The sequence below is a fragment of the Streptomyces sp. NPDC048419 genome, assembly GCF_043200415.1.
Classification (GTDB): Bacteria; Actinomycetota; Actinomycetes; order Streptomycetales; family Streptomycetaceae; genus Streptomyces.
On sequence record NZ_JBICXT010000009.1, the window covers coordinates 183,329 to 206,763 of the forward strand.

Annotated in this window: 28 protein-coding genes; 6 read left to right on the forward strand and 22 right to left on the reverse strand. The window is 65.8% G+C overall.

Going from position 1 to position 23,435, the window contains the following annotated elements; all coding sequences use genetic code 11:
* Positions 1-12: 12 nt before the first annotated feature.
* A complete protein-coding gene (locus tag ACGFYN_RS20780) occupies positions 13-291 on the reverse strand; it encodes a hypothetical protein (RefSeq protein WP_393867289.1) in 279 nt (92 codons plus the stop codon).
* A 276-nt stretch (positions 292-567) separates the two neighbouring features.
* On the opposite strand from ACGFYN_RS20780, the gene ACGFYN_RS20785 reads away from it, so the two are divergent.
* Positions 568-915 (forward strand): hypothetical protein, encoded by a 348-nt coding sequence (locus ACGFYN_RS20785; RefSeq protein ID WP_393867290.1) that lies wholly within the window; start codon positions 568-570, stop codon positions 913-915.
* Positions 916-1,039: 124 nt separating this feature from the next.
* Here the strand turns inward: ACGFYN_RS20785 and ACGFYN_RS20790 are convergent, their stop codons facing one another.
* The 12 genes from ACGFYN_RS20790 to ACGFYN_RS20845 all read right to left on the reverse strand — a co-directional run bounded on the left by ACGFYN_RS20790 (position 1,040) and on the right by ACGFYN_RS20845 (position 11,748).
* The gene (locus ACGFYN_RS20790; RefSeq protein WP_393867291.1) at positions 1,040-3,211 is read right to left on the reverse strand and encodes a hypothetical protein; all 2,172 of its coding nucleotides are present in this window, start codon (positions 3,209-3,211) and stop codon (positions 1,040-1,042) included.
* Positions 3,208-4,281 carry a hypothetical protein gene (locus tag ACGFYN_RS20795; RefSeq protein ID WP_393867292.1) on the reverse strand — a complete coding sequence of 358 codons (1,074 nt, stop codon included), beginning with the start codon at positions 4,279-4,281 and terminating at the stop codon, positions 3,208-3,210. Before ACGFYN_RS20795 ends, ACGFYN_RS20790 begins: the two co-directional genes overlap by 4 nt.
* An 89-nt stretch (positions 4,282-4,370) precedes the next feature.
* A complete protein-coding gene (locus tag ACGFYN_RS20800) occupies positions 4,371-5,639 on the reverse strand; it encodes a hypothetical protein (protein ID WP_393867293.1) in 1,269 nt (422 codons plus the stop codon).
* A 6-nt stretch (positions 5,640-5,645) separates the two neighbouring features.
* Positions 5,646-5,921, reverse strand: a complete 276-nt coding sequence (locus tag ACGFYN_RS20805) for a hypothetical protein (RefSeq protein WP_393867294.1) — start codon at positions 5,919-5,921, stop codon at positions 5,646-5,648.
* Positions 5,922-5,924: 3 nt separating this feature from the next.
* Positions 5,925-6,917 carry an NlpC/P60 family protein gene (locus tag ACGFYN_RS20810; protein ID WP_393867295.1) on the reverse strand — a complete coding sequence of 331 codons (993 nt, stop codon included), beginning with the start codon at positions 6,915-6,917 and terminating at the stop codon, positions 5,925-5,927.
* A 191-nt stretch (positions 6,918-7,108) separates the two neighbouring features.
* Positions 7,109-8,707 (reverse strand): FtsK/SpoIIIE domain-containing protein, encoded by a 1,599-nt coding sequence (locus ACGFYN_RS20815; protein ID WP_393867296.1) that lies wholly within the window; start codon positions 8,705-8,707, stop codon positions 7,109-7,111.
* Positions 8,708-8,986: 279 nt separating this feature from the next.
* Positions 8,987-9,151 carry a hypothetical protein gene (locus tag ACGFYN_RS20820; protein WP_393867297.1) on the reverse strand — a complete coding sequence of 55 codons (165 nt, stop codon included), beginning with the start codon at positions 9,149-9,151 and terminating at the stop codon, positions 8,987-8,989.
* A gap of 1 nt (position 9,152) precedes the next feature.
* Positions 9,153-10,043: a hypothetical protein gene (locus tag ACGFYN_RS20825; protein ID WP_393867298.1), complete on the reverse strand. Its 891-nt coding sequence runs from the start codon at positions 10,041-10,043 to the stop codon at positions 9,153-9,155.
* 43 nt (positions 10,044-10,086) lie between these two features.
* Entirely contained in the window at positions 10,087-10,470 is a 384-nt protein-coding gene (locus ACGFYN_RS20830) for an RRQRL motif-containing zinc-binding protein (protein WP_393867299.1), read from the reverse strand.
* Complete coding sequence (locus ACGFYN_RS20835; protein ID WP_393867300.1) at positions 10,470-11,120, reverse strand: GGDEF domain-containing protein; 651 nt, start codon at positions 11,118-11,120, stop codon at positions 10,470-10,472. The genes ACGFYN_RS20830 and ACGFYN_RS20835 overlap by 1 nt, the downstream gene beginning before the upstream one ends.
* Positions 11,117-11,458 carry a hypothetical protein gene (locus tag ACGFYN_RS20840; protein WP_393867301.1) on the reverse strand — a complete coding sequence of 114 codons (342 nt, stop codon included), beginning with the start codon at positions 11,456-11,458 and terminating at the stop codon, positions 11,117-11,119. The genes ACGFYN_RS20835 and ACGFYN_RS20840 overlap by 4 nt, the downstream gene beginning before the upstream one ends.
* Entirely contained in the window at positions 11,455-11,748 is a 294-nt protein-coding gene (locus tag ACGFYN_RS20845) for a hypothetical protein (protein ID WP_393867302.1), read from the reverse strand. Before ACGFYN_RS20845 ends, ACGFYN_RS20840 begins: the two co-directional genes overlap by 4 nt.
* A gap of 1,067 nt (positions 11,749-12,815) precedes the next feature.
* Between ACGFYN_RS20845 and ACGFYN_RS20850 the strand changes: the two genes are divergently transcribed.
* Complete coding sequence (locus tag ACGFYN_RS20850) at positions 12,816-13,532, forward strand: XRE family transcriptional regulator (RefSeq protein WP_393867303.1); 717 nt, start codon at positions 12,816-12,818, stop codon at positions 13,530-13,532.
* Positions 13,533-13,534: 2 nt separating this feature from the next.
* The gene (locus ACGFYN_RS20855; RefSeq protein ID WP_393867304.1) at positions 13,535-14,008 is read left to right on the forward strand and encodes an NUDIX domain-containing protein; all 474 of its coding nucleotides are present in this window, start codon (positions 13,535-13,537) and stop codon (positions 14,006-14,008) included.
* Here the strand turns inward: ACGFYN_RS20855 and ACGFYN_RS20860 are convergent.
* The 3 genes from ACGFYN_RS20860 to ACGFYN_RS20870 all read right to left on the reverse strand — a co-directional run bounded on the left by ACGFYN_RS20860 (position 13,996) and on the right by ACGFYN_RS20870 (position 16,284).
* Positions 13,996-14,562 carry an HD domain-containing protein gene (locus ACGFYN_RS20860; protein WP_393867305.1) on the reverse strand — a complete coding sequence of 189 codons (567 nt, stop codon included), beginning with the start codon at positions 14,560-14,562 and terminating at the stop codon, positions 13,996-13,998. The genes ACGFYN_RS20855 and ACGFYN_RS20860 overlap by 13 nt on opposite strands.
* Position 14,563: 1 nt before the next feature.
* A complete protein-coding gene (locus ACGFYN_RS20865; protein ID WP_393867306.1) occupies positions 14,564-15,025 on the reverse strand; it encodes a GntR family transcriptional regulator in 462 nt (153 codons plus the stop codon).
* 224 nt (positions 15,026-15,249) lie between these two features.
* Positions 15,250-16,284, reverse strand: coding sequence for a hypothetical protein (locus tag ACGFYN_RS20870; RefSeq protein WP_393867307.1), 1,035 nt, complete (start codon positions 16,282-16,284; stop codon positions 15,250-15,252).
* A gap of 1,396 nt (positions 16,285-17,680) precedes the next feature.
* Here ACGFYN_RS20870 and ACGFYN_RS20875 point away from each other — a divergent pair.
* Positions 17,681-18,472 carry a GAF domain-containing protein gene (locus ACGFYN_RS20875; protein WP_393867308.1) on the forward strand — a complete coding sequence of 264 codons (792 nt, stop codon included), beginning with the start codon at positions 17,681-17,683 and terminating at the stop codon, positions 18,470-18,472.
* The gene (locus tag ACGFYN_RS20880; RefSeq protein WP_393867309.1) at positions 18,459-18,764 is read left to right on the forward strand and encodes a hypothetical protein; all 306 of its coding nucleotides are present in this window, start codon (positions 18,459-18,461) and stop codon (positions 18,762-18,764) included. Before ACGFYN_RS20875 ends, ACGFYN_RS20880 begins: the two co-directional genes overlap by 14 nt.
* A gap of 147 nt (positions 18,765-18,911) precedes the next feature.
* Here ACGFYN_RS20880 and ACGFYN_RS20885 read toward each other — a convergent pair whose 3' ends face one another.
* Positions 18,912-19,112: a hypothetical protein gene (locus ACGFYN_RS20885; RefSeq protein WP_393867310.1), complete on the reverse strand. Its 201-nt coding sequence runs from the start codon at positions 19,110-19,112 to the stop codon at positions 18,912-18,914.
* Positions 19,099-19,503 carry a hypothetical protein gene (locus tag ACGFYN_RS20890; protein ID WP_393867311.1) on the reverse strand — a complete coding sequence of 135 codons (405 nt, stop codon included), beginning with the start codon at positions 19,501-19,503 and terminating at the stop codon, positions 19,099-19,101. Before ACGFYN_RS20890 ends, ACGFYN_RS20885 begins: the two co-directional genes overlap by 14 nt.
* Positions 19,504-19,554: 51 nt before the next feature.
* Here ACGFYN_RS20890 and ACGFYN_RS20895 point away from each other — a divergent pair, with 51 nt between their 5' ends.
* Positions 19,555-19,893 (forward strand): DUF6233 domain-containing protein, encoded by a 339-nt coding sequence (locus ACGFYN_RS20895; protein WP_393867312.1) that lies wholly within the window; start codon positions 19,555-19,557, stop codon positions 19,891-19,893.
* Here ACGFYN_RS20895 and ACGFYN_RS20900 read toward each other — a convergent pair.
* The 4 genes from ACGFYN_RS20900 to ACGFYN_RS20915 form a co-directional block, all read right to left on the reverse strand.
* The gene (locus ACGFYN_RS20900) at positions 19,890-20,825 is read right to left on the reverse strand and encodes a Ku protein (RefSeq protein WP_393867313.1); all 936 of its coding nucleotides are present in this window, start codon (positions 20,823-20,825) and stop codon (positions 19,890-19,892) included. The two genes, ACGFYN_RS20895 and ACGFYN_RS20900, sit on opposite strands and share 4 nt — an antisense overlap.
* Before the next feature lie 275 nt (positions 20,826-21,100).
* Positions 21,101-21,580 (reverse strand): DUF4411 family protein, encoded by a 480-nt coding sequence (locus tag ACGFYN_RS20905; protein ID WP_393867314.1) that lies wholly within the window; start codon positions 21,578-21,580, stop codon positions 21,101-21,103.
* Positions 21,577-22,761 carry an ImmA/IrrE family metallo-endopeptidase gene (locus tag ACGFYN_RS20910; RefSeq protein ID WP_393867315.1) on the reverse strand — a complete coding sequence of 395 codons (1,185 nt, stop codon included), beginning with the start codon at positions 22,759-22,761 and terminating at the stop codon, positions 21,577-21,579. The genes ACGFYN_RS20905 and ACGFYN_RS20910 overlap by 4 nt, the downstream gene beginning before the upstream one ends.
* A 183-nt stretch (positions 22,762-22,944) precedes the next feature.
* Entirely contained in the window at positions 22,945-23,424 is a 480-nt protein-coding gene (locus tag ACGFYN_RS20915; RefSeq protein WP_393867316.1) for an SLATT domain-containing protein, read from the reverse strand.
* Positions 23,425-23,435: the final 11 nt, after the last annotated feature.

Consider the following 23,435-nt stretch of genomic DNA (forward strand, 5'->3'; position numbering starts at 1 on the left):
CTCCTTCGCAGGTCAGCGCTCGGAGCGGAAGAGTCGGATGGTGATGCGGCCTGGGCTGGCGGGGCCGGTCTCCGGCTGCGCGTGCGGGGCCGTGTTCGTGCTGCTCGGGCCGGGAGTGGTGTGGCCAGGACGCGGGGCCTGGGCTGGCGGTTGGGTTCCGTCCTGGTGGGTGCCGAGGTACAGGCCGATGAGCAGTCCAGCGATGGCGAGGACTTTGTGCCGGTTGGCCTTCCACCAGGTGGGCGGGGTGGGTTCGGTGAGCACGCCTATGACGGTCGGGGCTTTCGCCAAAACGGGTCTCCTTCGCTGGGTGGGGTGGTGGGTGAGGCCGGGCGGCCTGTTCAGTGCTCGTTCACCGCGCGGGGGCGGGTGGGCGAGGACTGGACGGAGCGTCCGGAGGCGAGCACGAGAAAGGGCCCGCACCCTCGGGGATGCGGGCCCTTAGCGGCGATGTGCGTCAGAAGGCCCCGCCAACGTGAAAACGGCGGGTCAAGGTAGTGAGCGATCGGGATGCCGAGTTCAGGCAAATGCCGCATACCGCGGCTGAGTCGTGGAAAGAGATCGCCCATGCCCATCATCGGCCCCGGCCCCGACGACCCTGAGAACGACGCCTGGGACCCGTCCTGGGAAAACCAGGACACCCCGTTCCGGCGCTGGCTGTACGAGAAGCTCACCGCAGCCGGATGCGAGTACGCGGCCGATACCGCTGCTATCTACGCGCCCGCCAACCGGTACAACGGCCTCGACGACGCCGAAGTGGTCCTGCTCGCCACTCTCGCCAGCGTCAACCTCGACGCCGTGCGGGCTGCTCACAAAGCCGACCTCGGCGATTGGGCGCGTGAGCAGCAGCTTCGAGACCACCCCGACCTGGTCGTTCTCGACGCAGATCTGGACCGCATCCGGCACCGGGCCTGATCTCAAAACAACGGAATGACCACTCCGCCAGACCCTCTACTTCGCAGACTTCCGCCTGCGACCAGCGTGCGCACCGGAAGCCCATCACGCCAGCCGTGCGACCTTCGGCTTCAGTCGGCGGAACTCAGAGATCGGAGGGGAGCTCGTCTCCGGTCTGTGCGTCGTAGGCGATTCCGTCGGGCGACAGGCGGACGGTCCGGGTGGCGGCTCGGGAGCCTTCCTTCCAGGTGCGTCCGCCGACCGCGACGTGCACCGTCACATCGGCGAGAGGATCGGTAACGGGCAGCAAGATCTTGGGGTCCTTGGGGAACCACCGGTCGTTTCCCAGAGTGCTTTGGGCGGTCTTGCCTGATGCATCGATCCGCAGGTAGCGCGCGTTCCGGTCGAACAGGGAGCTCAGGTCGAGTTCCACGTGGTCCCGGTCGGTGTTCCACTGGGCCACGATGGTGGTCTTGACGCCGTCGAGGGTGAGCGCCGCGCCTGAGCGGCCCTTGTAGTTGGCGGCCTTCTGCTGGCGTTCCTGTGCGTGGTGTTCGTTCTGTGCGTTGGTCCAGACGCAGGCCGCCGCGATGGACAGGGTGGCGATCGCGGCGACGTAGGGCCAGGTGCGCCGGCGGGCCCGCGCGGGCTGGTCGTCGCCCACTGGCATTGCGGGGGTGGGTGGTTGGGGCATGCTGTGCCAGGCCGGAGACGTGCTGTCGGCGCTCTTTTCGAACCATTCGACGTCGTCGTTGCCCATGCGGGCGACGGTAGCGCGCAGTTGCATGGCTTGTCCGGGCTCCCCGCGCAGATCTGCCACCTGCGCGCGCGTCTCCAACCAGGCAAGCGCCTGAGGGGAGTTGAGGCCGTGGACGCCAATGTCCTGGCTCTCGTAGAGGACGGCCAGGTCGGCGGCCTCGCTGAACCGGCCGTCCATCGCGGCCTGAATGACGCTCTCGTGCCGGGCGAGGTCGAAGTGCCGCGCACCGCCGATGACGTTGGGCGGCAGCGTCTCCCAGTCCCAGGTGTCATCAGCCGTCGTGAACGGCGCGTACAGATCCTCGCTCGGGTCGACGGCGACGGCGCTGTCCCCGCTTGACTCCGCGACCGGCGTTTCCGGGGCAGCGGTGTCCTGTTCGAGGATTAGGACCTGCTGTGCCATGCGGCGGCGTGCTGAGGTGTCGGTGAGCGCGGCTTCCTCCTCACTGAGGACCGTCTGAACGATGTCGACGTAGTCGGGGCCGACCTTCCACACCGCCTGTCCCGGATCAAGCGTAGGGATCCTCTCGATGGCCCAGGTGGGCAGCCTGAGCAGGGTGCCAACGAGGGCGGCCTCTTCCGGGTTCAGGCGTCCGACGTGCGCGATCTCGCACAGCCGGGCCAAGTCGCGCGCCTTGCCTTCCCCGAGGTCGGACAGGGTGTGCATCAGCACGTCCAGCGAGAGACCGGCCTTGCGGCTGTTCTTCAGCAGCCGTTGGATCAGCTCGGAGGTGGCTGGGGAGAGCAGGATTTGCCAGGCCTCTTCCAGGACCAGGTGCTTGTGTACGGCGGTGGACTGGCGCAGCCACACGTGTTCTGCCCAGCAGCTGACCGCGGCCATCAGCGAGGGGATCGCCGGACTGTTGCGGTCCAGGTGGGAGAAGTCGAAGGAGATGATCGGCAAGTCGGTTTCGGGCAGGCTCGCACCTTGTCCGTCGAACAGGCCGCGCAGGCTTCCTTCGGTGTAGCGGGACAGGCCGATGGCCGCGCCCTCCCCCCAGTCGGTCAGCTTGGCGGCCGGCCAGCGGCCGTCTTCCGGGCTGACCAGGGCGTCGACCAGGCCGTTGAGGGAGGTGGCCTTGGGGTGGTTCAGGGCGTGCTGGAGCGCGTGGGTGGCCTGGTAGGTGAGTGCGCCCGGTTCGACCGCAAGGATCAACGAGCGGACCAGCTGTTCGCGCACCTCGGGCGGGAACAGGGTGCTGACCGGGTTGAGGGTGAAGGTGCCGGCCTCGATGACCCGGCCGCCCAGGGAGCGTGCCAGCGGCGCCCACTCCCCGGCGTTGTCCTCGCCGAAGGAGTCGATGACGACGGCCTGGTGACCGTGATCGAGGATCTCCCTGCGGATCCGCGTTTTTGCCGTGGTGCTCTTGCCGGAGCCGAGCCCGCCCAGGGCAAGGGAGTTGGTTGACGGCAGTAGCGCGGCCGACGTCTGGACCGGGGACAGGCGGAACTCTCGCCCGTCCAGCAGGGAGCGGCCGATCAGGATGCCGGGGAAAGTGGTGCTGGAGGCGACCAGCGGCGCGGTGATCGCGGCGTGGGTGGTGGGCAGTCGGATCACAGGATGGCCCCTTTCCTGGTGGAGGCTCCGTGCGGGGTGGTCATCACGTGTGCGCGGTGCTGCTGGCCGGTGAGCCAGTCGAGCCGGATGCGGTGCCGATCGGCCATGAGGGATGCCTGCCAGCGGGCCTCAGTGACGCTCCCGGGGCTGTCGCCCCACACCGACAGGTATGCATCCAGATCAACGAGGGTGGCGCCCTGGACGAGCGCGCCGTGCGTTGTCCCGCTGGCCATGTCGTGCGCATCCTGCTTGACCTTGTCGGCGGTGAAGGCCTCGGAGGCGGCGCGTTGCCACTTCGCGGAGCGGCGGGATTGGCCCACCGGCAGCGGCCGGTACAGCACGGCGAGGGACCGGTCCGTGCCCGGAGCCAGCAGCAGGTTCGGCATGAGGTCGCCATCCGTCTCCTCCGGCCAGGCCGTGATCCGCGCGGTCGACACGAAGCGGCCGTCGGTCAACCCAGCCCAGGCGGAGCCTCGTTCGGTCACGTGGGGCACTCCCTGAGGAGTGAGGCGGGTCAGTGCCCCGAGGCCGGCGAATTCATGCTCCAGGCTGTCGATGATCCGGTCGGGGTGGGCGATCAGTCCTTTGGGGACGTGGACGGTGATGGTCTGGGTGTGGTCGGTGTAGTCGTGGGCGGTGGTGTGGTGGGTGACGTGGACTTGGACGCCCGCAGTGCGGGCCTGCCCGCTGGCGAACGTGAGGGCCCGGGCGAACGCAGCGTGAAATGCGGCCCGGCGCTGCGGGTCCTGCATGGCGCCGTGTCCCGGGTACACCGACCAGGACGTGGTGGCGCCGGGGTGGGCGGCCATGGTGTCGGGCGCATCGCGCTCGCGTAGATGCCGGTAGCCGATCGTCGCCCAGCGGGCGAACGAGCGCGGGCCGGGGGCGAGGTTGAGCACGGCGGCCGTGGCGCCGACGGCGGCGAAAGTCCACACCGGGGGCGGGGTGATGGCCGCGGACATCAGCGCGGCACTCCCGAGCCCGGCGTTCACCTTGGTCAGCAGGGTTTCGGCGCGGCTGAGTCCGCGCTGCACGGCGGGAATGCGGTAGCCAGGGGTCAGGGAGTACACGCGAGCAACCTCCTGAAGTCTGTGAAGGTGAGCGCCTCTGGCCCGGCGCCCGCTCGGTGAAGGAGCGGGCGCCGGGCCAGGAGGCGGCTCTACGGGGTGTTCGGCTGGCCCGAGGCCGGCGGCGGCGTTGCCGCCGGCCCTTGGGGGCTCGGCGCCGGAACAGGGCCGGGGGTGGGTGCAGTGTCCGGCTGGGTTGCGGGTGCCGCGGCCTGCTGAGGGGTGGTGCGGTACTGCTCGCGCACTTCCCGGAGTTGCTGCCGGCGGGCGGCGGTCTCGCGCTTGTCGCGCTGTTCCTTGGCGACGGCCGATGCGGTGGTCAGCCGCCCAGACCGGTCGGGCTTGTTGAGGCCGTAGGCCGCGAACAGCACGCCCCGGTCCTGGGACAAAGCACGGCCCGGGGTGTTCACCGTGCGGGGGCCGCGCGGAGTGTTCTCCTTCTCGTAGAAATCGGGGACACCGGCCCGCACCACCGCGTGGGCCAGTGGGCTGGGGATCCTGCTTTCCACGTAGGAGCGGGCGGCGCGGGCCACCTTGGGTCCGAAGTACGGCACCCCGTGGAAGATCATGCGGAGCATGAGGGCGTCCGCGGCGATGAGCAGGACGGCGTCCACCACCAGGGAGCCCTTGGCGAGTTCGACGAACGGCGAGACGAGCAGCAGGGCGAACGGGGCGAACGTCAGGCCCAGCAGCCGCATTGCCCAGGTCTTGACCGCCGAGGTGTCGCCCCCGCGGGCTAGCGAGGCCAGCACCGGAGGGGCCATGCACACGAACGCCAGGATGCCGAGCTGGCGGGTCATGAACACCAGCGCGGCAAAGGCGAGGGCGACCACCAGCGCACTGAAGATGATCAGGATGGCGAGTGGGTTGCCGGAGTCCGCTGCGTGCTGCATGTCGTCGCTGATCGCGCCGAACAGGGTGGACTCGTTGCTGCTGAACGCGGCCGTGAACGCAGAGCTGACGGCCTTGTTCAGCAGCATCACCGCGCCGGGGACCGACGCCATGGCGGCGACGGCCGCCAGGGTCCATCCGGTCGACGCGCCCATCTGCTTGAGGCGGGGTGTGCCCTGCCAGGCGGTCAGGGCACACACGACGACGACACAGACGAAGATGGCGACCGCCAGATGCTGCCCGAGCCATAGAAACGGCTCGTACAGCGTGCTGTCGGATCGAGAGGGCGCCCACGCGTCCTTCGGCGCTATCAGGCCGTCGATCTTCTTGATCAGGCTGTCGGCGAGGGTGCGGACGTGGTCGGAGGCGCCCCCGGTACTGCCGGTGCCGGGGGGACCGTTGGAGCCGGGGTCTCGCTCGCAGTACGCCTTGCCGGGCCCTTTGATGGCGTCGCACGGGTCACTGGCCATGGGGCATCAGCCCTTGGCCTGGGTGACGGTGGAGAACAGGGTGTCCCCGTACAGGGCGAGCACGACGGCGACGAACAGGGTGCCGATCGCCGTGCTGCCCTTGCGCAGCGCGCCCTTGGGGTCGCCGGACAGCTGGAGCAGCATGCGCAGCGCGATGATCGCGATGACGGCGGCGATGCCCTTGGTGACCAGGCCGCCACCGGTCAGGCCGATGGTGTCGAAGAAGTCCTTGAACCCGCCGGACATGTCGGTGGGCTTGGCCAGGATGCTGAGCTTGGACATGGATCAGATCTCCTTGTTCTGGCGGGAGGTGGGGCGGGCGACGGCGTACAGGTCGGGCATGGTGTCCATGGGGTCGAAGCGGACCTTGGTGCCGGGGCGGGGGGCGTCGAGAATCCAGCCGCCGCCGATGTAGAGGCCGACGTGGTGGATGGATGCGGGACTTGAGCCGTAGAAGACGAGATCGCCGGGGCGTACGTCGCCGGGCTTGACCGGCTCGGAGGCCGCGTACTGCTCGGCTGCCGTGCGGGGCAGGGAGATACCGGCCTTGGCGTAGGCGTAGAGCGTCAGTCCGGAGCAGTCGAACCCGGATGTTTGCTTTCCGGTCCGGCCTTTCGGGGAGCAGCAGGTTCCCGTGCTGGGACCGCTGGCATTCCCACCGCCCCATGAATACGGGGTACCGAGCGTCGCTTTGGCCGCGCTGATCGCGGATTCGGCCTGTGTGGTGGTTGCGGTCTTTCCGCTGGAGGGCTGTTTGGCGAGTGCCTGGATGGATTTGACGTAGTTCTGTGTCTCCTTGTAGGGCGGCACGCCGCCGTATTTACGGACAGCGCCGCTTCCGGCGTTGTAGGCGGCGAGCATGTTGCTCTGCGGATCCCCGGGAACGCCTTTGACGTCTTTGGCTATGCCGCAGAGGTATGCGGCCGCTGAGGGGATCGCGTCGGCGGGATCCCACACGTCGCGTTTTCCGTCGCCGTTGCCGTCGATTCCCTGGCTTTCCCAGGTGGAGGGCATGAATTGTGCGATGCCTTCCGCGCCGACCTGGGAGTGGGCTTTCGGGTTGAAGCCGGATTCCTGGGTGAGAAGTGCGCCGAGGATGTTCGGGGTGACCTCGGAGCAGGAATGTCCCGCGTCCTCGATCAGGGATTTGTACTGGCTGGGAACGGCCAGGCTGAGCGCCGTCCCGGCCGGGTCGTCGCCGGCATCTTGCACGAGCGCGGACACGAGAACGGCCGCGGTCGCTGTGACGCCGAGCGTGACGGCTGTTGAGGCTCGCAACGGGCCTCTTCCCTCCTTCCGGGGGTTGTTGGTCGTTGTCGCTGGTCAGCACCGCCACCCGGGTCCGCCGGGAGTCCGCCAGCGGTCCGCCGTGCACCCGCCGGGAGGGCGGGCGTACGGCGGACGGGACACCCGCCACGGCGGACCGCTGGCGGGTGTCTGGCGGATGTTCCGGCGGGCCGGGAGGGCGGTCAGGCACCGGACAGGGCGGCTGCCGTGAGGTCGGTCAGCCAGTAGCCGCGGGCGCCCTTTTCGTCCTTGCCCGGAGCAACTCCGAGCAGCTTCGACAATTGCTTTCCGCGCTCACCGGGCCGGTCGTCGGTGATGCCGAGGGCCGGGGCCAGGTCGGACGTGAGCATGAACTCGGCACCGCTCTGCTTCAGCAGGTCGATGGCCTGTTTCAGCGGGGAATCCGGGATCGCTGCTTCGCGGCGGGCGTGGACTTCGTCGACCACACTCCAGATGAATTCATCCGCGAAATTGAAGCCGCGGAGCAGGGTGGACGAGCCGTTGGCGAACAGAACGGCCTGTCCCTTGATCTCCGGGTCGAGCAGTGCCGGGTGAATCGGGGCGACCGTATCGAAGTACGAATCCCCGAGAGCGACCTTCGCGCTGCCCTCCGATGCCACGTAGAGGCACATCCGGTACAGGAACTGATCCCGCACTTTCACCGGAATCGCATCATCAGCGGGACGCTGCGTCAGCATCACCGTGGAAATCCCGGATTCCAGGGACTTCGCGACCAGGGAACGCGACTTGTCTTCTACCCGGCGGACCTGTTCCTTTCCTTCCTTGGTGCCGTTGCTGGTGTAGAAGTCGGCGGCCTCATCGATAACGAAAAACACCGGCTTGAAGACCGGTGCGGGCTGCCGGTTGCGGATGGCGTCCTGAAGTTGCGTGTACCGGTCGTCCACGCGGGTCAGCAGCTCATCGAGCATGCTCTCCAGGACGGCTGAGTCGTCGGACGCCTCGTAGCGGACGGCGAGCTTTTCGAACTTGGTCAGCCCGCACAGCTTGCCGTCGAGCAGATACAGGTCGAACTCGCCGTACGCGATCAGCAGGCACGTGATGAGCCCGTTGACCAGCGTCGTCTTGCCCATCTGCGTCATGCCCGCGACCAGCAGGGATGCCTTGTCGAACGTCGGCACCCCGGCGAGCCGGCCGGTGACCTCGTGTCCGACGGGAACCCCCGCGAACGCCTTGGTCTCCTGCCGAGTCGGTGCCGGGAACGGCTGGCTGAACGGAGGCTCGTTCAGGACCAGAAGACGCACCCGGCGTTCGGTCTTCCGGCTCGTCTCCAGCTTCAGGTGCAGCCTGGTCACGCCGAACATCGATGCAATCCGCCCGAGGCGTTTCGCGACGTCGTCGTGCGTGCGGCCCTCCGGCATCAGGAAGTCGTAGACGGTGCCGATGCCGGGCAGCGTCTCGATGGCGACGTCACTGGTAGGGACGTGCTCGTCCTTGCTGATGGCTCCCACCCGCTGAAGGAGCATGGTCAGTTGTGGATGAGGCTCAGCTCCGCTCGGGGGCGACTCGACAGTCACCGGCGCCGCACCCATGGGCGCACCGGGCGCCAGGGCGGCGACGGCCTGGACAGGGGACTCCTGGTGCAGGACGGCCGGTTGGGTCGCCGAGGCGGTCCCCGGTTGGCGCGCCCACAGGCGCGGAAGGCCCCAACGGATCCTCCAGGCCAGGTAGCCGAGTGCGACCAGCGTCCCGGCAGTGAACAGGACGGTGGCGGGCCAGGAAAGGCCCAACTTGTCCTTGATGGCGGCCAGGACACCGAACACGATGGCGAGACCGCCGATGGCGCCGGCGGCCTGCCCGTAGGTGTCCTCGCCCTTTGCTGGCTGTTGCTTCCTTGCCACATTGCTCCGTTCTGTGCGTTCACGTATCGATGGCCTGTTCTGTGCTGCTCACCGGGTCTGCGCGCCGGGTCTGCGAACGTGCCGCTCACCGGGGCTCACCGGGTCTGCTTCACTGGTGCGGTCGACTGCTTTCCGGCAGTCGCGACGAAGGCCAGCCCACTAGCCCTGGGCTGGCCTTCATTGCGTCGTGCCGGACGACGGTCAGGCTTCGGATTCCTCGTGGGACATCAGCGAGCCCCACGCCTTGCGCACCCGCTGTTCCCCGCCCACGAATCCCGCCTCGCGGAACGCGGCGACGGCCTGGCGGTAGGACAGCGGCGGGTCGTCGCTGTAGCGCAGGTGCCGCAGCACGACGACGAGCTGCACGTCACTGAGCGGCTCCCCGATCACGGGCGTGCCGACCCCGCAGACGGCGGCGATCTCCTCCAGCGTCACGGGGGGGTGTGACGGGGTCCGTCACGGGCGTGACGCCGTGCGCCGGAACGGTCTCCAATTCGGCTGTGACCTGCGTGCCTTCCTCCGTCACACCGGGTGTGACGCCCTCCTGGTCGGCGGCCTCGATGGCGGGCTGTTCGGGGCCGTCCGTCACACCCTTGGCAGGGGCCGTGACGGGCAGGGCGAACATGCCGGCCAGGGCCGCGTCCGCGCCGTCGCTCATGCGCTCGCGCTGGACGTCGACCAGGCGCGCCCCGAGCTGGGCATCGCCGGTGCCGACCTTCTTGGCGAGCTTCCACGACGCGCGCTCGGAGTCGTCGCGGGCGTCCTGGTCGGGGTGGTTGGCGGCGCGGGCGCGGTGGTAGGCCAGGCGCTGCATGACCGCGGCGTTGCGACGCTGGGCTTCGGCGTCCACGCCGGTGCGGTAGACCACGATGCGCCGGGCGAGCAGGCCCATGCCCTCCGCGGACACGCACATGGCCATCGGGGTGACCGCGAACACCACCGCTTCTGTCACGGTGTTGGCGACCGCGCCACCGGTCAGGGAGGCCACCGCGGGCAGCGTCCACAACCCGAGGCGCACGGCTGCCGGGGACGACTGCCCCAGCATGGTCAGCCCCACCAGGACCAGGGCCAGCACGAGCGTGGCGCCTTCACCGGCCGCGACCACACCGAGTGCGGTGGCGGAGCGGTGGAAGACGGAGGTGATGTTGCTGTAGGTGCCGATCGCACCCAGGCCGCCGAAGGCAACCATGGGCAGCGCGGCGGCCACCAGGACGGCGACCTGGCCCTTGCTCAGGGGACGTTCCGGGGGATGCTTCACTGCTTTCTCCTTCGTCGGGGACGTTGCCGCCGGACCAGACCGGTCAAGCGGCTGTCTGGTCGTTGGGGTAGGCGCACAGCACGCACATGCCGAGCGAGGTCGGCAGGCAGTAGCTGTAGGTGACACCACACTCGGGGCAGGTGCACCGGGCGTGCATGGCCAGGGCGAGCGCACCCCACTTGCGCGACGTCATCGGCCGCACGGGCTTGGCCAGGTCCTCGCGGTAGAGGTAGGCGACCTGATAGCCGGACTTGCGGCCGCGATGGTGGCGCAGCACCTGCGCGGCGACCGGCTGCCCGCCGGGCCGTAGCCCGCGCTCGCGCAGCTGACGGCGGGTGGCGTAGCCGTCCGGGGCGAAGTGCCACGGGAACGTGGGCACCCCGAACCGGGCGCCGGACGGGTCAAAGCCCTTGGTGTAGGCGGCCATCACGCAGCCACCCCCACTACGGGTGCATCGGTGCGGGCGCCGGTTCGGCCGGCACGGCGGCCGGTGACGGTGGCGAACAGCCGGCCCAGCCCGGCCCGCCGCATTCCGGCGCGGGCCTGCTTGGCCGCGTACATCGCCTCGTCCGCCCGGCGCAGCAGCCCGGACAGGTCATCGGCGGGGAAGTCCGCGGCGCGTACCCAGCCCAGCGAGACAGTGGTGTGCACGGCCGGGTCCTGGCCGTCGACGGGGCGGGCGAGCACGCCGTGCAGCACGGCGAGCAGGTCGGCGGCGGTGCCGTGGTCGTCGATGAGCACGGCGGCGAACTCATCACCCCCGAGCCGCCCGGCCACCCCGGTACGGCCGACGTGATGCGCGAGCCGGTCCGCGGTCGCCTTCAACAGGGCGTCCCCGGCGGCGTGGCCGTGGTCGTCGTTGATGTGCTTGAAGTTGTCGACGTCCGCGAGCACGACAACGGCGCGGGGGTCTTTGAGCAGGGTGGTGGCGCGGCGGGTGAAGCCGTCGCGGGTGCGTAACCCGGTGAGCGGGTCACGCCGGGCGGTGTTCAGGCAGCGGCGCAGCCACCACACGTGCACCGCCCACCCGGCGGCCAGCGGCAGCGCGGACATGAGGAGTGTGGCCAGGGTGTTCACGCGGCCACTCCTTCCGCCGAGGACGGCGCCGGGGTATGGACGTCCGCGTAGGCGACCAACTCCAGCTCGGCGCCGGCGTATTGGACCTCGGCACGCAGAACGCGCGTGTGGCCCCCGGCCTGCGTGCCGTGCCGCACCTTGCCCGGGGCGATCCCCAACGTCTCGCGCCACACCTCGAACGCCGCCAGGCCGCCGCGGTGGAAGCTCAGCCGCAGGGTGCTCGGGTAGATCTGGGTCACGTCCACATCGGGCGCCGGCAGGTGACCGAGGTCCGCGGCCAGCAGGCGCAGCGCCCGCAGCGGCACGGCCAGGTCGTCCAGCGTCAGGTCCTCACTCATGCGGCCGCCCCGCGGCGCACGGTGCGGCGGCGCGCGGGGCGGGCCAGCAGGACCACGTTGAACAGGTCCGGGTAGTCGTCGACGACCTGCGCGGCCAGGCGGATCAGGGCGTCCGGGAGGTCCCGGTATTCGGGGTCGGCGAGGATGTCACGGGCCGCGTCCAGGCGGGCTGCGCGCTCTTCGTCGCTCTCGCCGTCGACCCCGAGCCAGAGTTCGGCCGGCGTGCCGAGGGCGAGTTCGGCGAAGTCCTGTGGGGTGTCGGCTCGGTGGCCGCTGACGTAATTGAGCATGGGAGCTCCGATGTCGAAGGGGCAGGAGAGAGCCGGAGGCCGCGCGAGAGCGCCCACCCGAGGGCGGCGGCCAGTCCGGGAAGTGCGGCCAACACCGCGCGAGGCGGCGGGCCGAAGCGCCCCGGCCGGGAGTCGAACCAGGCCGGGACCATCGAGCGGTTGTGACGTCAGTACGGGTGCGGACCGCGCGGACGCGGCGGCAGCGGGTCCTTCGTCTTCTCGTGTTCGCTGCCGGCCATCAACGGCCGCCCCGGGCGCGCGCGTTGTCCTCGCTGCGCTTGTTCGCCTCGGACGCCTTGCGGGCCAGTTCCGCCCGTTCCGCGTCTGTCAGACTGGTGATCACAGGTTCCTCCAAGTCAGGTGCCTGTCCGCGGTCCTCCGGGGTGCCACCCGGGGGACCGCTCTGTTTGCTCATCAAACGGGCAGGCCGCCGACGTGAGCCGGTGCCCTGCCCGCATGACGAGTGACGGGCCCATGACAGGCCCGTCCTCGCGTTGATGTACGGCCGTGTGGCGTCGGTGACGCGGCGGCCGCGTCTTCCGGTGACATCGCCCGTTTCAGCTCTCACGCGCAACGTGAGGGAGTGCCTAGTCCGTTCGTGGCGACACTCGGAAGCTGTGTCGCCGCGGTCCTATCCACCGACCGGTCATCGCGATGGAGTCGCCCCCGCTCGGGATTCGGTGTCTCAGTGCCAATGCACTCACGAGCCTGCGAAGTTCGGTTCCGCGCTCGTGGACCGCTGTCCAGGTTGTTCGCACCGGGTCTGACAACCGACGGGCTGTGTCTGCCGCGTCCCTCCGGCCGGATGACCGCAGGGTGGTGCTGGCGTTGCAGTACCTGTTTTACAGGTACTGCATACGGTTCCGTCAAGTACCGACTCGGAACCCATTGGTGTTCGCGCCGGGACTTCTTGGCGCACAATCAGAATCAGGCCAGGTCAGGGGAGTTGGTCACCCCACCCGTAGACAGCTCTGGTTGATCTCGCTACCGTCAAGAGCTCCCTAGATGTCCACCAGAGGGGGCAGATGTCCAACGAGCGGTTGCGATCAGCTCTGTTGGCGCGAGGCATGACCATTCAGAGCCTCGCTGAGGCGATCCAGGTCAACCCAAAGACCGTTGAGCGCTGGATCACGCAAGGCAAGGCGCCGTATCGGCGACATCAGTACGCAACGGCGGCAGCTCTCAGGGTCGACGTGATGACGCTCTGGGACGACGATCGAAATGCCGAGAGTGCCTCGGACCTGACGAAGGCCGAGATCGTCACCGCGTACCCGCATCGCCATACGGTGCCGTCAGACCTGTGGCGCGAGATGTGTGAGCGTGCCACGGAGTGCATCGACATCCTCGTGTATGCCGGCATCTACCTCGCAGAGGACCCTCACTTCTTCTCGACACTGAAGAAGAAGTCCGAGAGCGGCGTCCGCATCCGGGTACTCATGGGTGATCCAGCGTGCGAAGCCGTTATCCGACGCGGCATCGACGAAGGGCATCGCATCATGGATGGCAAGATCCGGAATGCGCTGTTCAACTACCGCCCGCTGTTCACCAGCCATCCGGACATCGCCTTCCGCTTGCACGACACGGTGCTCTACAACTCGATCTACCGCGCTGATGACGAGATGTTGGCCAACACACACGTGTACGGCATAGGCGCCTACATGGCGCCTGTGTTCCATCTGCGGCGGCTCCCCGGAGGTGGGCTGTTCGACACCTTCGCCAATAGCGTTCAGCAGACCTGGGAAGGCGCCAGGCCAGTAACCGAACACGACATCACTGGAGTTTGAGCATGGGACGTATCGACTACCTGCACGATCCGGACGCCCCGCCGGCCAACTCGGTCGTTCCATCGGTCGTGGCGTTCGTCCAGAACGACGCGGGACAGGTGCTCATGATTCAGCGATCCGACAACGGGCGTTGGGCACTACCTGGGGGTGGCCACGACGTAGGCGAATCCATCAGTGACACTGTCGTTCGGGAGGTCTGGGAAGAGACCGGCATCAAGGCGGAAGTCGTCGATGCGTCCGGCATCTACACCGACCCAGGTCACGTCATGCAGTACGACGACGGGGAGGTGCGGCAGCAGTTCAGCATCTGCTTCCGCGCGCGGCCGATCGGCGGTGAATTGCGTACGAGCAACGAGACGACACAGGTCCGCTGGGTCGACCCAGCGGACCTGGCGAAGCTTGACGTCCATCCCACCATGCGGCTCCGTATCGAGCACGCGATGGACCGGATGCGGCCAACTCTCTACATCGGCTGACGCTTAGCGGAAGCGACGCGTTCGAGGACGCGAGACGTGCACGCGTGGATCTCGGGTTCGGCAAGGCGGATGAACTTCCCGATCAGGCTGTCGGGCCCGTAGCGTCCGGCAATCTCGTTGATCCGGTCGATCGGGTTCGTTGGTGTGCCGTCGGGCGTGGTGTTCATGTCGCAGTAGCAGAGCGCGTCGTTCAGGTGCGCGCTCTCACGGGGGAACTCGCCCTCCAGCTCCTCACGCAGGCCGCGCGCGTCCGCTTCCAGCCAGGCGCAGGAGTGATGGGCGACCAGGTTGACGACACGTTCATCGGCGTTGGCCACATCCCGGAGGTAGCGCGCCCCGTCCAGCGGGTGAAAGCCAGTCTTGGCCAGGTCCGGCGCATAGCCGATGTCGTGCAGTACCGCCGCGGCCTCCAAAAGATCCGCGTCCAGGCCAAGGATGAGGACGATCGTACGTGCCCGCTCGGCGACCCCAAGACAGTGCTTCCACCGCCGCGGCAGCGACTCAGCGAGCAGGGACTCAGCCAGGGGATAGGCCCACTCCGTCAACGTCGGCAAGCTACGAACGCTCCTCTCGCGTCGGCACAGCGCGGACCGTCCGCACTCTGCCCTGTCCTCCTCCCGCCAGTACGCCGGCGGTCTCCAACTTTTCCAGAGCCTTGGTCACCGTGGGACGTGAGACCCCGAACCGATCGGCGAGCGCGGAAGAGCTCGGGAAGGCTTCCCCTACCCTGAGTCCGTCAGCTGTGATGACATCTGCAATCCGCTGATCGAGCGGGCGCCGGTCGACCCGATCACCCGAGCGCACGACGCGCCACCGCTCGCCGGGCGCAGGTTCAGCCAAGCCTTCCTGCCGCAGTACCCCGTACGCGCGGATCGCAACGCCGCGTGAGACGCCGTGTTCGCGCATGACCTCAGTCAAGGACGGCAGCTCTGTCATCTCCGGGTCACCCTCGATCAGTACCTTCACCGAGTCGGCAATCTTCAGGAAGGTCCCCCGAGGGCTGGCCTGCTGCGACACTCGCTCTCCCTATCCGTGCGCCCGTCGTCACCCAAGAATCCCACGACTCGCGACCGCGGCGGAGGGGCCCGGACGGCGATGGGCTTCCGTCCCGCACACCATCGCCCCAGGCAGAGCCGAGCGGGCGTGGGGCGACGGCGTACGGGACCGAAGCTGGGTGACATATCGCGTGATCGTGTACGCAACATGTGAGGGCGAGCACAACCGAAAACTACGCTTCCAGATTACTCCCCAACGACCTTGGACCATTTTCCGAGTGCTGCAGTTTTTCGAAGTACACCCTCAACCGTCTTCGGGGCCGAGCGCCATAAACCGTGACGATTTACGCGAATTCTATTCCCATACGGTTTATCGCCTGCGCTGAAATTTCGCCACGTTCCATTCTGTCGCCGCTCCCGGGATGGAAGTACGTCGACTAGTCCGTAAGCAGCAAGCGCCTGTGTGGTGTCGTACACATCACGCGATAAGCCGAACAATCCAGCACGCTGCCGCCAGAGGCCGGTAACCCATTCGCTCTCTGCGCTCAGGCTGAGCCACATAAAATAGGCTGCAATCTCGCTCTTGGTGAGCAGATGCACCCACCCGCGCGTGAAAAACTGAAATGGGACGTTAATAACGGCTTCGTGTTCTCGCGGCACGCGATATTCCACGAAACTTGCAGCTGAGCTGACGGCATCCTCGGAGAGTAGCTTGAATCCTTCGTACCTATTCCTCACTCCCGGATCTCCGATATCGACTAGTCTGTGATTTGACAGTAGGTTCAGCGATGCGCGGAGTTGTCGAATCTTGTTCGCCGTGTATGAAGAGGGGCGCCCTCCTCCAGTGCTTGATTTCGCCGACACTGCCATCAAGTCAACCCACGCGATACCGTTACTTCGTTTGGTGATCGGGATTTTGTTTTCCCATCTCGCGCCTGAGCGGGCTTGAGCCTGCGCTGCAAATAGCGCAACCAGGTGGAATTCGAGCGCCACTCCTTGCGACAGAAGGAGCTTAGCTAGTGGTGGAAGGATGCGCTCCGCCGGGCGGCGCCTTTCGTCGAATTCAATGAACGTTGGAAATGCATACGGTGACCATAGGTCACCGTATGGCATCACGCTATTTCGGATGTAAGGAGTTCGGAGTCGCACTGAAGGGCTAGAATTTCCGTCGAAATGCAGCTCTTCTAACGCCGCGAGCACATCCAGCAGTCCTCTTTTCTTTACGAGCTCTCTGACGCCATCTGCCCGCTTCAAGGCTCTCTCTTGGGTCTGTGTCGCCATGATCCGCTCTTACCCCCAGCTGTGACGTCTTGGTCCGTCCCCTTGAATGGTGCGCGCACTCGCGCGGACTAGGCGGACCAGGACGTCACAAGGCAGTCCACTTGCGCCCGCTGCAAGGTGCTCAGATTGACCTCAGCCGCAGACCGGCGGCTGAGGAGTGAAGGCGGCAGCGCCTCTACGCATCCACCGCCTCCACTCACCCAGCAACAGCAACCTTGGAGGAAACTGTGCCTACCCAGCCTAAGCACCTTGGCTCTGACACCAGCGCGTTCGTCGCTATCGTCTTCGTCGGAGTCGTGCTCATCATGAGCCGTAGCGCAAGCCTGACTGAACTGACGTCGCTCGGTGGGCTCTACGTCGCCTGGATCAGCCGCCCGCGTCACGACCAGCACCGCCTCTCCTGGTCGGCCGGAAACCGCTGGTGGAGCGCAGGGCTCGAGATGCGCGACGGTGGATTCGCTCGATCAGAAGGCTGACGTTGCCCTGGGCTCGCGGGTACGCGAAGGAGGCTGGGGAGCCGCCCAACGACGTCTGCCATCGCACGTTCCACACAGCGGTCGGAGCGGGCGAATTGATTCTTGGAATCGGTGCGGCCCCACGCTGTGCAGCACGCTCCGTCTAATTCGTCTCCGTTCATAGCCGTCCAAAGGCGGACGCCAGCACGGCTAGCCGCACCGGCCGGACGAACGGACGCGAGGTGGGGGCGCGCAGTTGGCATGTACCGCTGACATCAACGACAACGGACAGCAGCAGAGGCGGTCGCACCCACGCGGCCGCTTTCTACTCTGCTGAATCAGTGAGCTTCTTCAGCCGCGTCCCCGATGGTGAGTCAACATCTGTCTGACCAGCAGGTTCGGCAGGCTCCATCACTCGATCGGTGGCCGATCTGAAGAAGCTCAGTCCTACTTGGACAGGAACTCGCCGTTGATCGAACTCCGGAAGCGATGGTCGCGGACCGCGGAGTACCTACAGATTGCACGGGATAGTCCGACGCCCACGAAGCCATGCCGGCTAGCCTTCCATCGGACCGAGTTGACGAGGTCACCTGCCACCCGAACGCGATGCCTGCGATCAGTCAGTTAGCGTTGTTCGGTCCATGTTCAACAAAATGCAGCGGCGCTCCACCACGTTGAGAACACTGCCGCTCCGCCAGTCCCGAGTGCTCCAACCAGGGCACCAGGACGGCTGCCAGTCCTGCGTCCATGCCAGCGAGTCTGCTCGACCACGCTAGCGGGCGGCTCCGATTCCGCACTACGCGACGGGTGCTGCCAGCTGATCGTGGCTCATCGAAGGGCTTGCAGTGCGCCTCACGTAACGATGTTCCGCGAACAGGTAGGTGCTGTACGCCACTTGGCGCTAGTCTGAACGTAATCGCCAACGCGGCATCGGGGGTGGCGTGCTCAATTTCTTGAAGCAGCATCGGTCGGTCATCTTGTTCACGCTGCTCGGTTGCTTCTTATCTGGAATGTCCTTCTATGCGCAATTCGCAGCCGGAGACAAGCCCAGTGAACATCGCACCTTGATGATGTGGGCGGGGACACTCTCCACTTCCGGAGTAATCGCCATTGGCGCCGTGCAAGCCATTAGGGTGGAGCGCCGAAATAGTCGTCTTCTCGCCCTTTCGGTGGACTATCAAGCCAAGCTGCACGAAGTATTGGATATCGCTCTGAGGCCCTTGAGTCGGACGCTGGCGGAGCTGTCTGCCGCAGCAACGCCCGCAGAGAAGACGCAGAAGCTTGGCAATGTTTACGCAACCGCCCTGCTGGTGGCCGCAGCGCATGCCTCGCGCCCTGGCGCTCCTCTTGCGACAGAGGGGGCACGAGCTTCGCTCTACCTTCTAGACTCCACCAGTACGAGGCTGATACTGGAAGACTCTCGTGGAAGAACGAACTCACCGCGTGCCTCCTTCGACCTCACCTCAGGTGATGGTCTGGCAATGAAGAAGACGTTGGACGATGGAATTCCCGTGCTGGTGGACGGAGATACCTACCTTAAGCGTTTTCCGACCAGTCAGCCCGCGTATGACTATCAATCTATAATTGTGGCTCGAATCCAGCCCAGTGCTACCAGCACGCCAGTTGGGCTTCTCTGTATCGACTCACCCAAGCCGCACGATCTAAACGAGGCGCATCGGGCTTTCGCGGAGGTCCTGGCTAACATGATTGGAGCAGCTCATGAACAGGCGTGACGACGACGGTGAGATCTATGCGCTGCTGGAACTTCGTGCCGTTGCGCGGATGCAGGCCGAACATGAAGTGGCCCTTCGTGCCGTGCGGTCAGAAGAGCGGCTGTGGGACTCGTTGGGGTATGCGCTGGCGTCTCTGATCAGCTTGGCGATTGCTATTTTGCTTGGAATTATGGGTGCGGCTCTGATGTGCTCTCTCGCTGTACTTGTTGCTCTGAGCGGCGGTTTCCTTTTCGCTCTCACTCGTAGGCAGCCAACTACGCCTCGTATCCCGCCATCCTTCACTCCTCGCTGACCGTGGTAGCCCCACAACGCGAACAACCAGTTTCCAGGCGGCTGTCACGGAGTACGCGGCGCGTGAGGGTGTGGGCCTGTCGCGGTACGAGGTGGAGCAGGCGGTGAAGCGGGCCGTACGGCGCGCGGAGCCCCAAGGTTGACGGCGCTACGCCTCGTCCGGCCAGACGGCCAGAAGGCGGTCTTCGTCCTCGTCCACCAGGGTGAGGCGGGCGCCGGGGATGGTGCCGTACTCGCCGATCCAGCGGACGAACTTGGCGCGGGCGACCGTCTCGTCCGACCACCAACCGTGGGCCACCGGGCGGTCGACGGCGATCAGGGTGAGGTGGAAGCGTTCAGGGGCGCTCACGGCGTTCCTTCATCCGCCGTTCCCTTGCCCGGCGCCCCATCTCCTCGAACTCCTCCTCGCTGAGGATCCGTACTGTGAGCCCGCGCTCGGCGGCCACCTCTTGCAGGTCGGCGAGGATGCCCGCGGTTGTGGTCGGCATGCCGGGTGCCGGCGGCCAGGTGAGGATGGCGTGCGGCATGCACAGGTCGACCCAGCGCGGCCCGTGCTCGGGGCTGGTGTAGGGGCGGGAGATGGCGCCCTCGTTGCCGCACACCACGCACGGCCACGGCGGCGGGCGCTTCACCCGCAGGGCCCGCTCGCGCGCGGTCGGACTGGCCGGCGCGTGCTCGAGCGTAGACAGGTCGATGCGCTGTTGGCGCAGCAGTTCGCCCAGCTCCATTCGCTCGCGCATGAGGCCCTCCCTCGATGTTCAGGCGGCAGCCTACTGTCTAGAATCGAACATGTGAACGATCCTGTCCCGTCGAGACTCGCGCTGCTCCGTTTCCTGGAGCGCGTACAGGAACGGGACCTGACCCGCACCCGCCGGTGGATCGCCGACGAAGAGCGCCGCGAGGCTGAACGCCAGCGCGGCCTCAAGGCCCGCCCGCCGGCGCCGCAGTGGCTCATTGATGTGGGGCTCAACCCGAAGGCCCCGCCGCTGTTCGTGCACGTGGGGGACTGTTGGATGGCGGGCAAGCGCAGCCGGGCCGTCAGCCAGGAGCAGGCCCGGCGGGCGCTCGCCGACGGCGTAAAGGCGTGTCGGCAGTGCCAGCCCGATACGGCCCTGGGCATGCTGGACTAGGCACTGCGCGGCCCGCGGGCCGTCTTCTTCGCGGCGGCCTTCTTGGTGGTCTTCTTCGCGGCGGCCTTCTTGGCCGGCTGCTTCTTCGCCGTCGTCTTCTTGGCCGTGGTTTTCTTCTTTGGCAGCTCGTGCACGTCGGCATGGCCCTCGCCGCGGGAGGCCTGCGCCTTGGTCACGGACTCCTTCAGGGCGGCCATCAGGTCGAGCACCTTGCCGCCCGTCTCGGGGGCGGGCGCCTCGGGCAGCGGTTTGTCCTCCCGCTTGGCCTCGATGATCTGCGCCAGGGCGTCGGTGTAGGCGTCGTGGAACTCCGGACCTTCCAGGTCCTCGCGGGTCATGCTCTCGATGAGAGCGAGCGCCCCGTCGATCTCGTCCTCGGTCACCTCCACCGGCGCCGGCAGCAGCTCGGTGGGGTCGCGGATCTCGTCCGGCCAGTACATGAGGTGCAGCACGAGCGCTTCGTCGCGCACACGCAGCAGGCCCAGCCGCTCGCGGCCGTGCCAGGCCCATTTGACGATGGCCACCCGGGAGGAGCGGCCGAGGGCTTGGCGCAGCAGCTTGTAGGGCTTGGCAGCGACCTGCCCGTTGGGGGTGAGGTAGAAGCCGGCGCCGATGCGGATCGGGTCGATGGACTCCAGCGGCACGAACGACTCGATCTCCACCGCCTTCGCGGTGGGCAGCGGCAGGTTCGCCAGCTCGGCGTCACTGATCGGGATGACCTGGTCCTTCGCCACCTCGTAGCCCTTGCCGATCTCGCTCTCGGTGACCTGGCGGTCCTCGATCTCGCAGAACTTGCGGTAGCGGACGCGGCCCTGATCGGCCAGGTGGTACTGGTGGAAGCTGATGCTGTGATTCTCGGTGGCGCTGGCCACGTGGATCGGAACCGTGACCAGGCCGAAGCTGATGGCTCCTGACCAGATGGTTCGGGGCATGGCTGACCTCCGCGACAGGCCCCGAGCACAGTCAGCCTATGAGCCGGGGCCTGCTACGGCATCCGGGCGCATGCCGCTTGTTGGGAGACGGCACAGCCGAGTGGGGCTTCCCGGAGGGGGCGTCTCCATAGCAGCTATGCCACCGCGCCTTCGACTGTCGCCCGGACGTCAAGCGGTGGACGTGTAGCCAAGCCTGGTTCGCTCTAGCAGCGGCCACCTCGGAAGCTTCTCGAATCTCTTCCAGAAGACCCTTGTTGGGCCGGGTTCACGGGTAATCAAAACTTCCAATCCTCCGACTTGATGATGTCGAGGAATCTGATGCACTGAATTCCCGTCCGTTGGCAAATGAACGGAATCTTGGGGCGATTTTCGTTGCCATCGCTTCCTTCTCCGGTGACTACTACGGCCCCGTGTTGTTTCGCCACCGCTATCACGAACGCATCGGCCCGATTCCTGCCCTTCATGTTTGCCACGAGCTTTGGATAGGAAGTCAGGATCGATTGCACGTCCCCGACAACGGCAGGATCCGTCGGGATGGCGATCTTTCCCTTGCCGTGACTCTCAAGCCACGCTTTCGCGGCCGCGTCATGAGTGCAAGCCTCTTCCCAGACTTCCTCGGACACAAAGAAGCGGCCATCATCGACAAGCTCATCTACCTTTCCCCAAAGTGCAGGAAAGGTAGCCTGAGGGTAATACCGTTCCAGGCCATCAAGGAGGGCACTCGTGTCCACCGAGTAGACGGGCAGTTGGCTCACCTGATTACCGCCTCTTGCAACCTCGGAAGCTGATCGTACTTGATGTCGAGATAGTCCACGACGTCATACGAAGAGATAGCGCGCGTCTGATAAGCGTCTAGCACCGACTCAACGTAGCTGCGTCCGAGATTACGGGCCTTGACCCGGTAGTAAGGGGGGCCGCCTTCGGCGCGTTTCTGCTTCTCCTTTTCTTCCCTTCGTAGCCGCGTATAGTGCGCGTCGAGCCGCGGCTTAAGAGCCCAGTACGTGTCCCAGTTTGCCAAACCGAGTGTGATCAAGCGAAGGAGGAAAGCCTCACTGCTGGCACCAAATCGCTGGCTTGCTCCCAAAAGGCCATCGAGCGTCCATTGCTCAGTGGTGCGGACTACCGGATCGCTCATCACACGGCCAGCCGGCATCAAGGCACTTGCGGCCACCCTATTACAGTACTGCTCTACCCTATCTTCGGAACGCTTTTGGGTCGTCGACTCGTGAAGGTCACATAGGCCTCCGGCATTCAAGGCGAGATGGCACATCTCATGCAGCAACGTGAAGAGCTTTGGTCGTGGCCAATCAGAACCGTTTAGGATAATCACCGGATACGGCCATGCTGAGGTCGAAAAACCTCGCATCTCGCTAATGTCCACGTCACGAGTTTGCAGGACGAGGATTCCGTGATTCTCGACGGCATCAATGGCTGCACGCAGCGCGTTTCGCGGGTTGTTGATGATCCCGCTCTTCCAGGAATCCATCCCTAGGAACTCTCGAAGGGCCTTGCCTGCATCCTCTGGGTTCGTGTCTCGCGTGAGTTGAAAACCGTGGTGAGATGCGATGACGGAGGATGGTGAGAGTTCCGATAGCTCAAGGACCACCTCCCGCTGCGAAAGAGCCCGCTTGTATTCGGCATGCAATGCCGGAGACCAGGAAAGGTCCGCTGCTTCACCTGTGCGTCGGAAGTCACGCAGTGCGTCGAACTCCTTGGGTGGAGCAGGTAGAAGCAAAACTGCCAGCGGGCGCTTATACAACTTGGACATCTGTCGCAGTTGATTGATGGTCGGTTGTAGTTCTCCCTGTTCAAAGGCTGTCAGTCGATCCTCTTTGACTGTGAGTCGTTTCGAAGCAAGTGTTTTGTCGTATCCCGCAGTCTTGCGTGCCCACTCCAAAATACCTGCTGCAACCGGAATGCGCTGGGAAGCTGACATTCAAGACCTCCCTTTCAAGCGGCGACTCGCAATCTAGCGTAAAAGGCATCTAGATCAGCTTACACGGACCTGATGGTGTTGACTACACCTGCAACGCATGTACCCTCGCGACGTTTTGATAAAACGTGGGTGGACCATATGTATGGGCCCTGTCTGTCCAACACGAATTAAAGCGGGTTCGAACTATGATGCCAATCCCTGTTGGATCCGCTTTCGTGCGATCAGAAACGCTCTGTTGGGGACTGGAGTGTCAGTAGACACAATCTGGATGTAAGCGTCGTTTACTGAATTCAGAAGGTCCCGCGCCTCCTCCCAAGCGTCATCCTTCGCCAACAAGCCAAGCTGGAGTCGAACCTTTTGCCGTAGAGCGGTATAGGAACGCGCGGAAGATTGGAAGTCGGCAGCCTTTTTGGTGGCTCCCAGAAAAGAGGCTGTCGCGGCAACTGCGCCTGTAACCGCAGAAATTGCCCCCCACGTCGGCGTCTTATTGAGTGCGGACATGAACCCTGATATCGCCGATGCGCATGCCGGTATGAAGACTACGAAGCGCCCCCAAAATTCCGCACTCTTGGCAGCTTCAAAATAAGCCTGCGCACTATATAGGCAGTTCTCGCGAATTTGCTCAAGCTCACTCTTGATTGAATCATACTGTTCATCATTCACAGCTCTGGCCT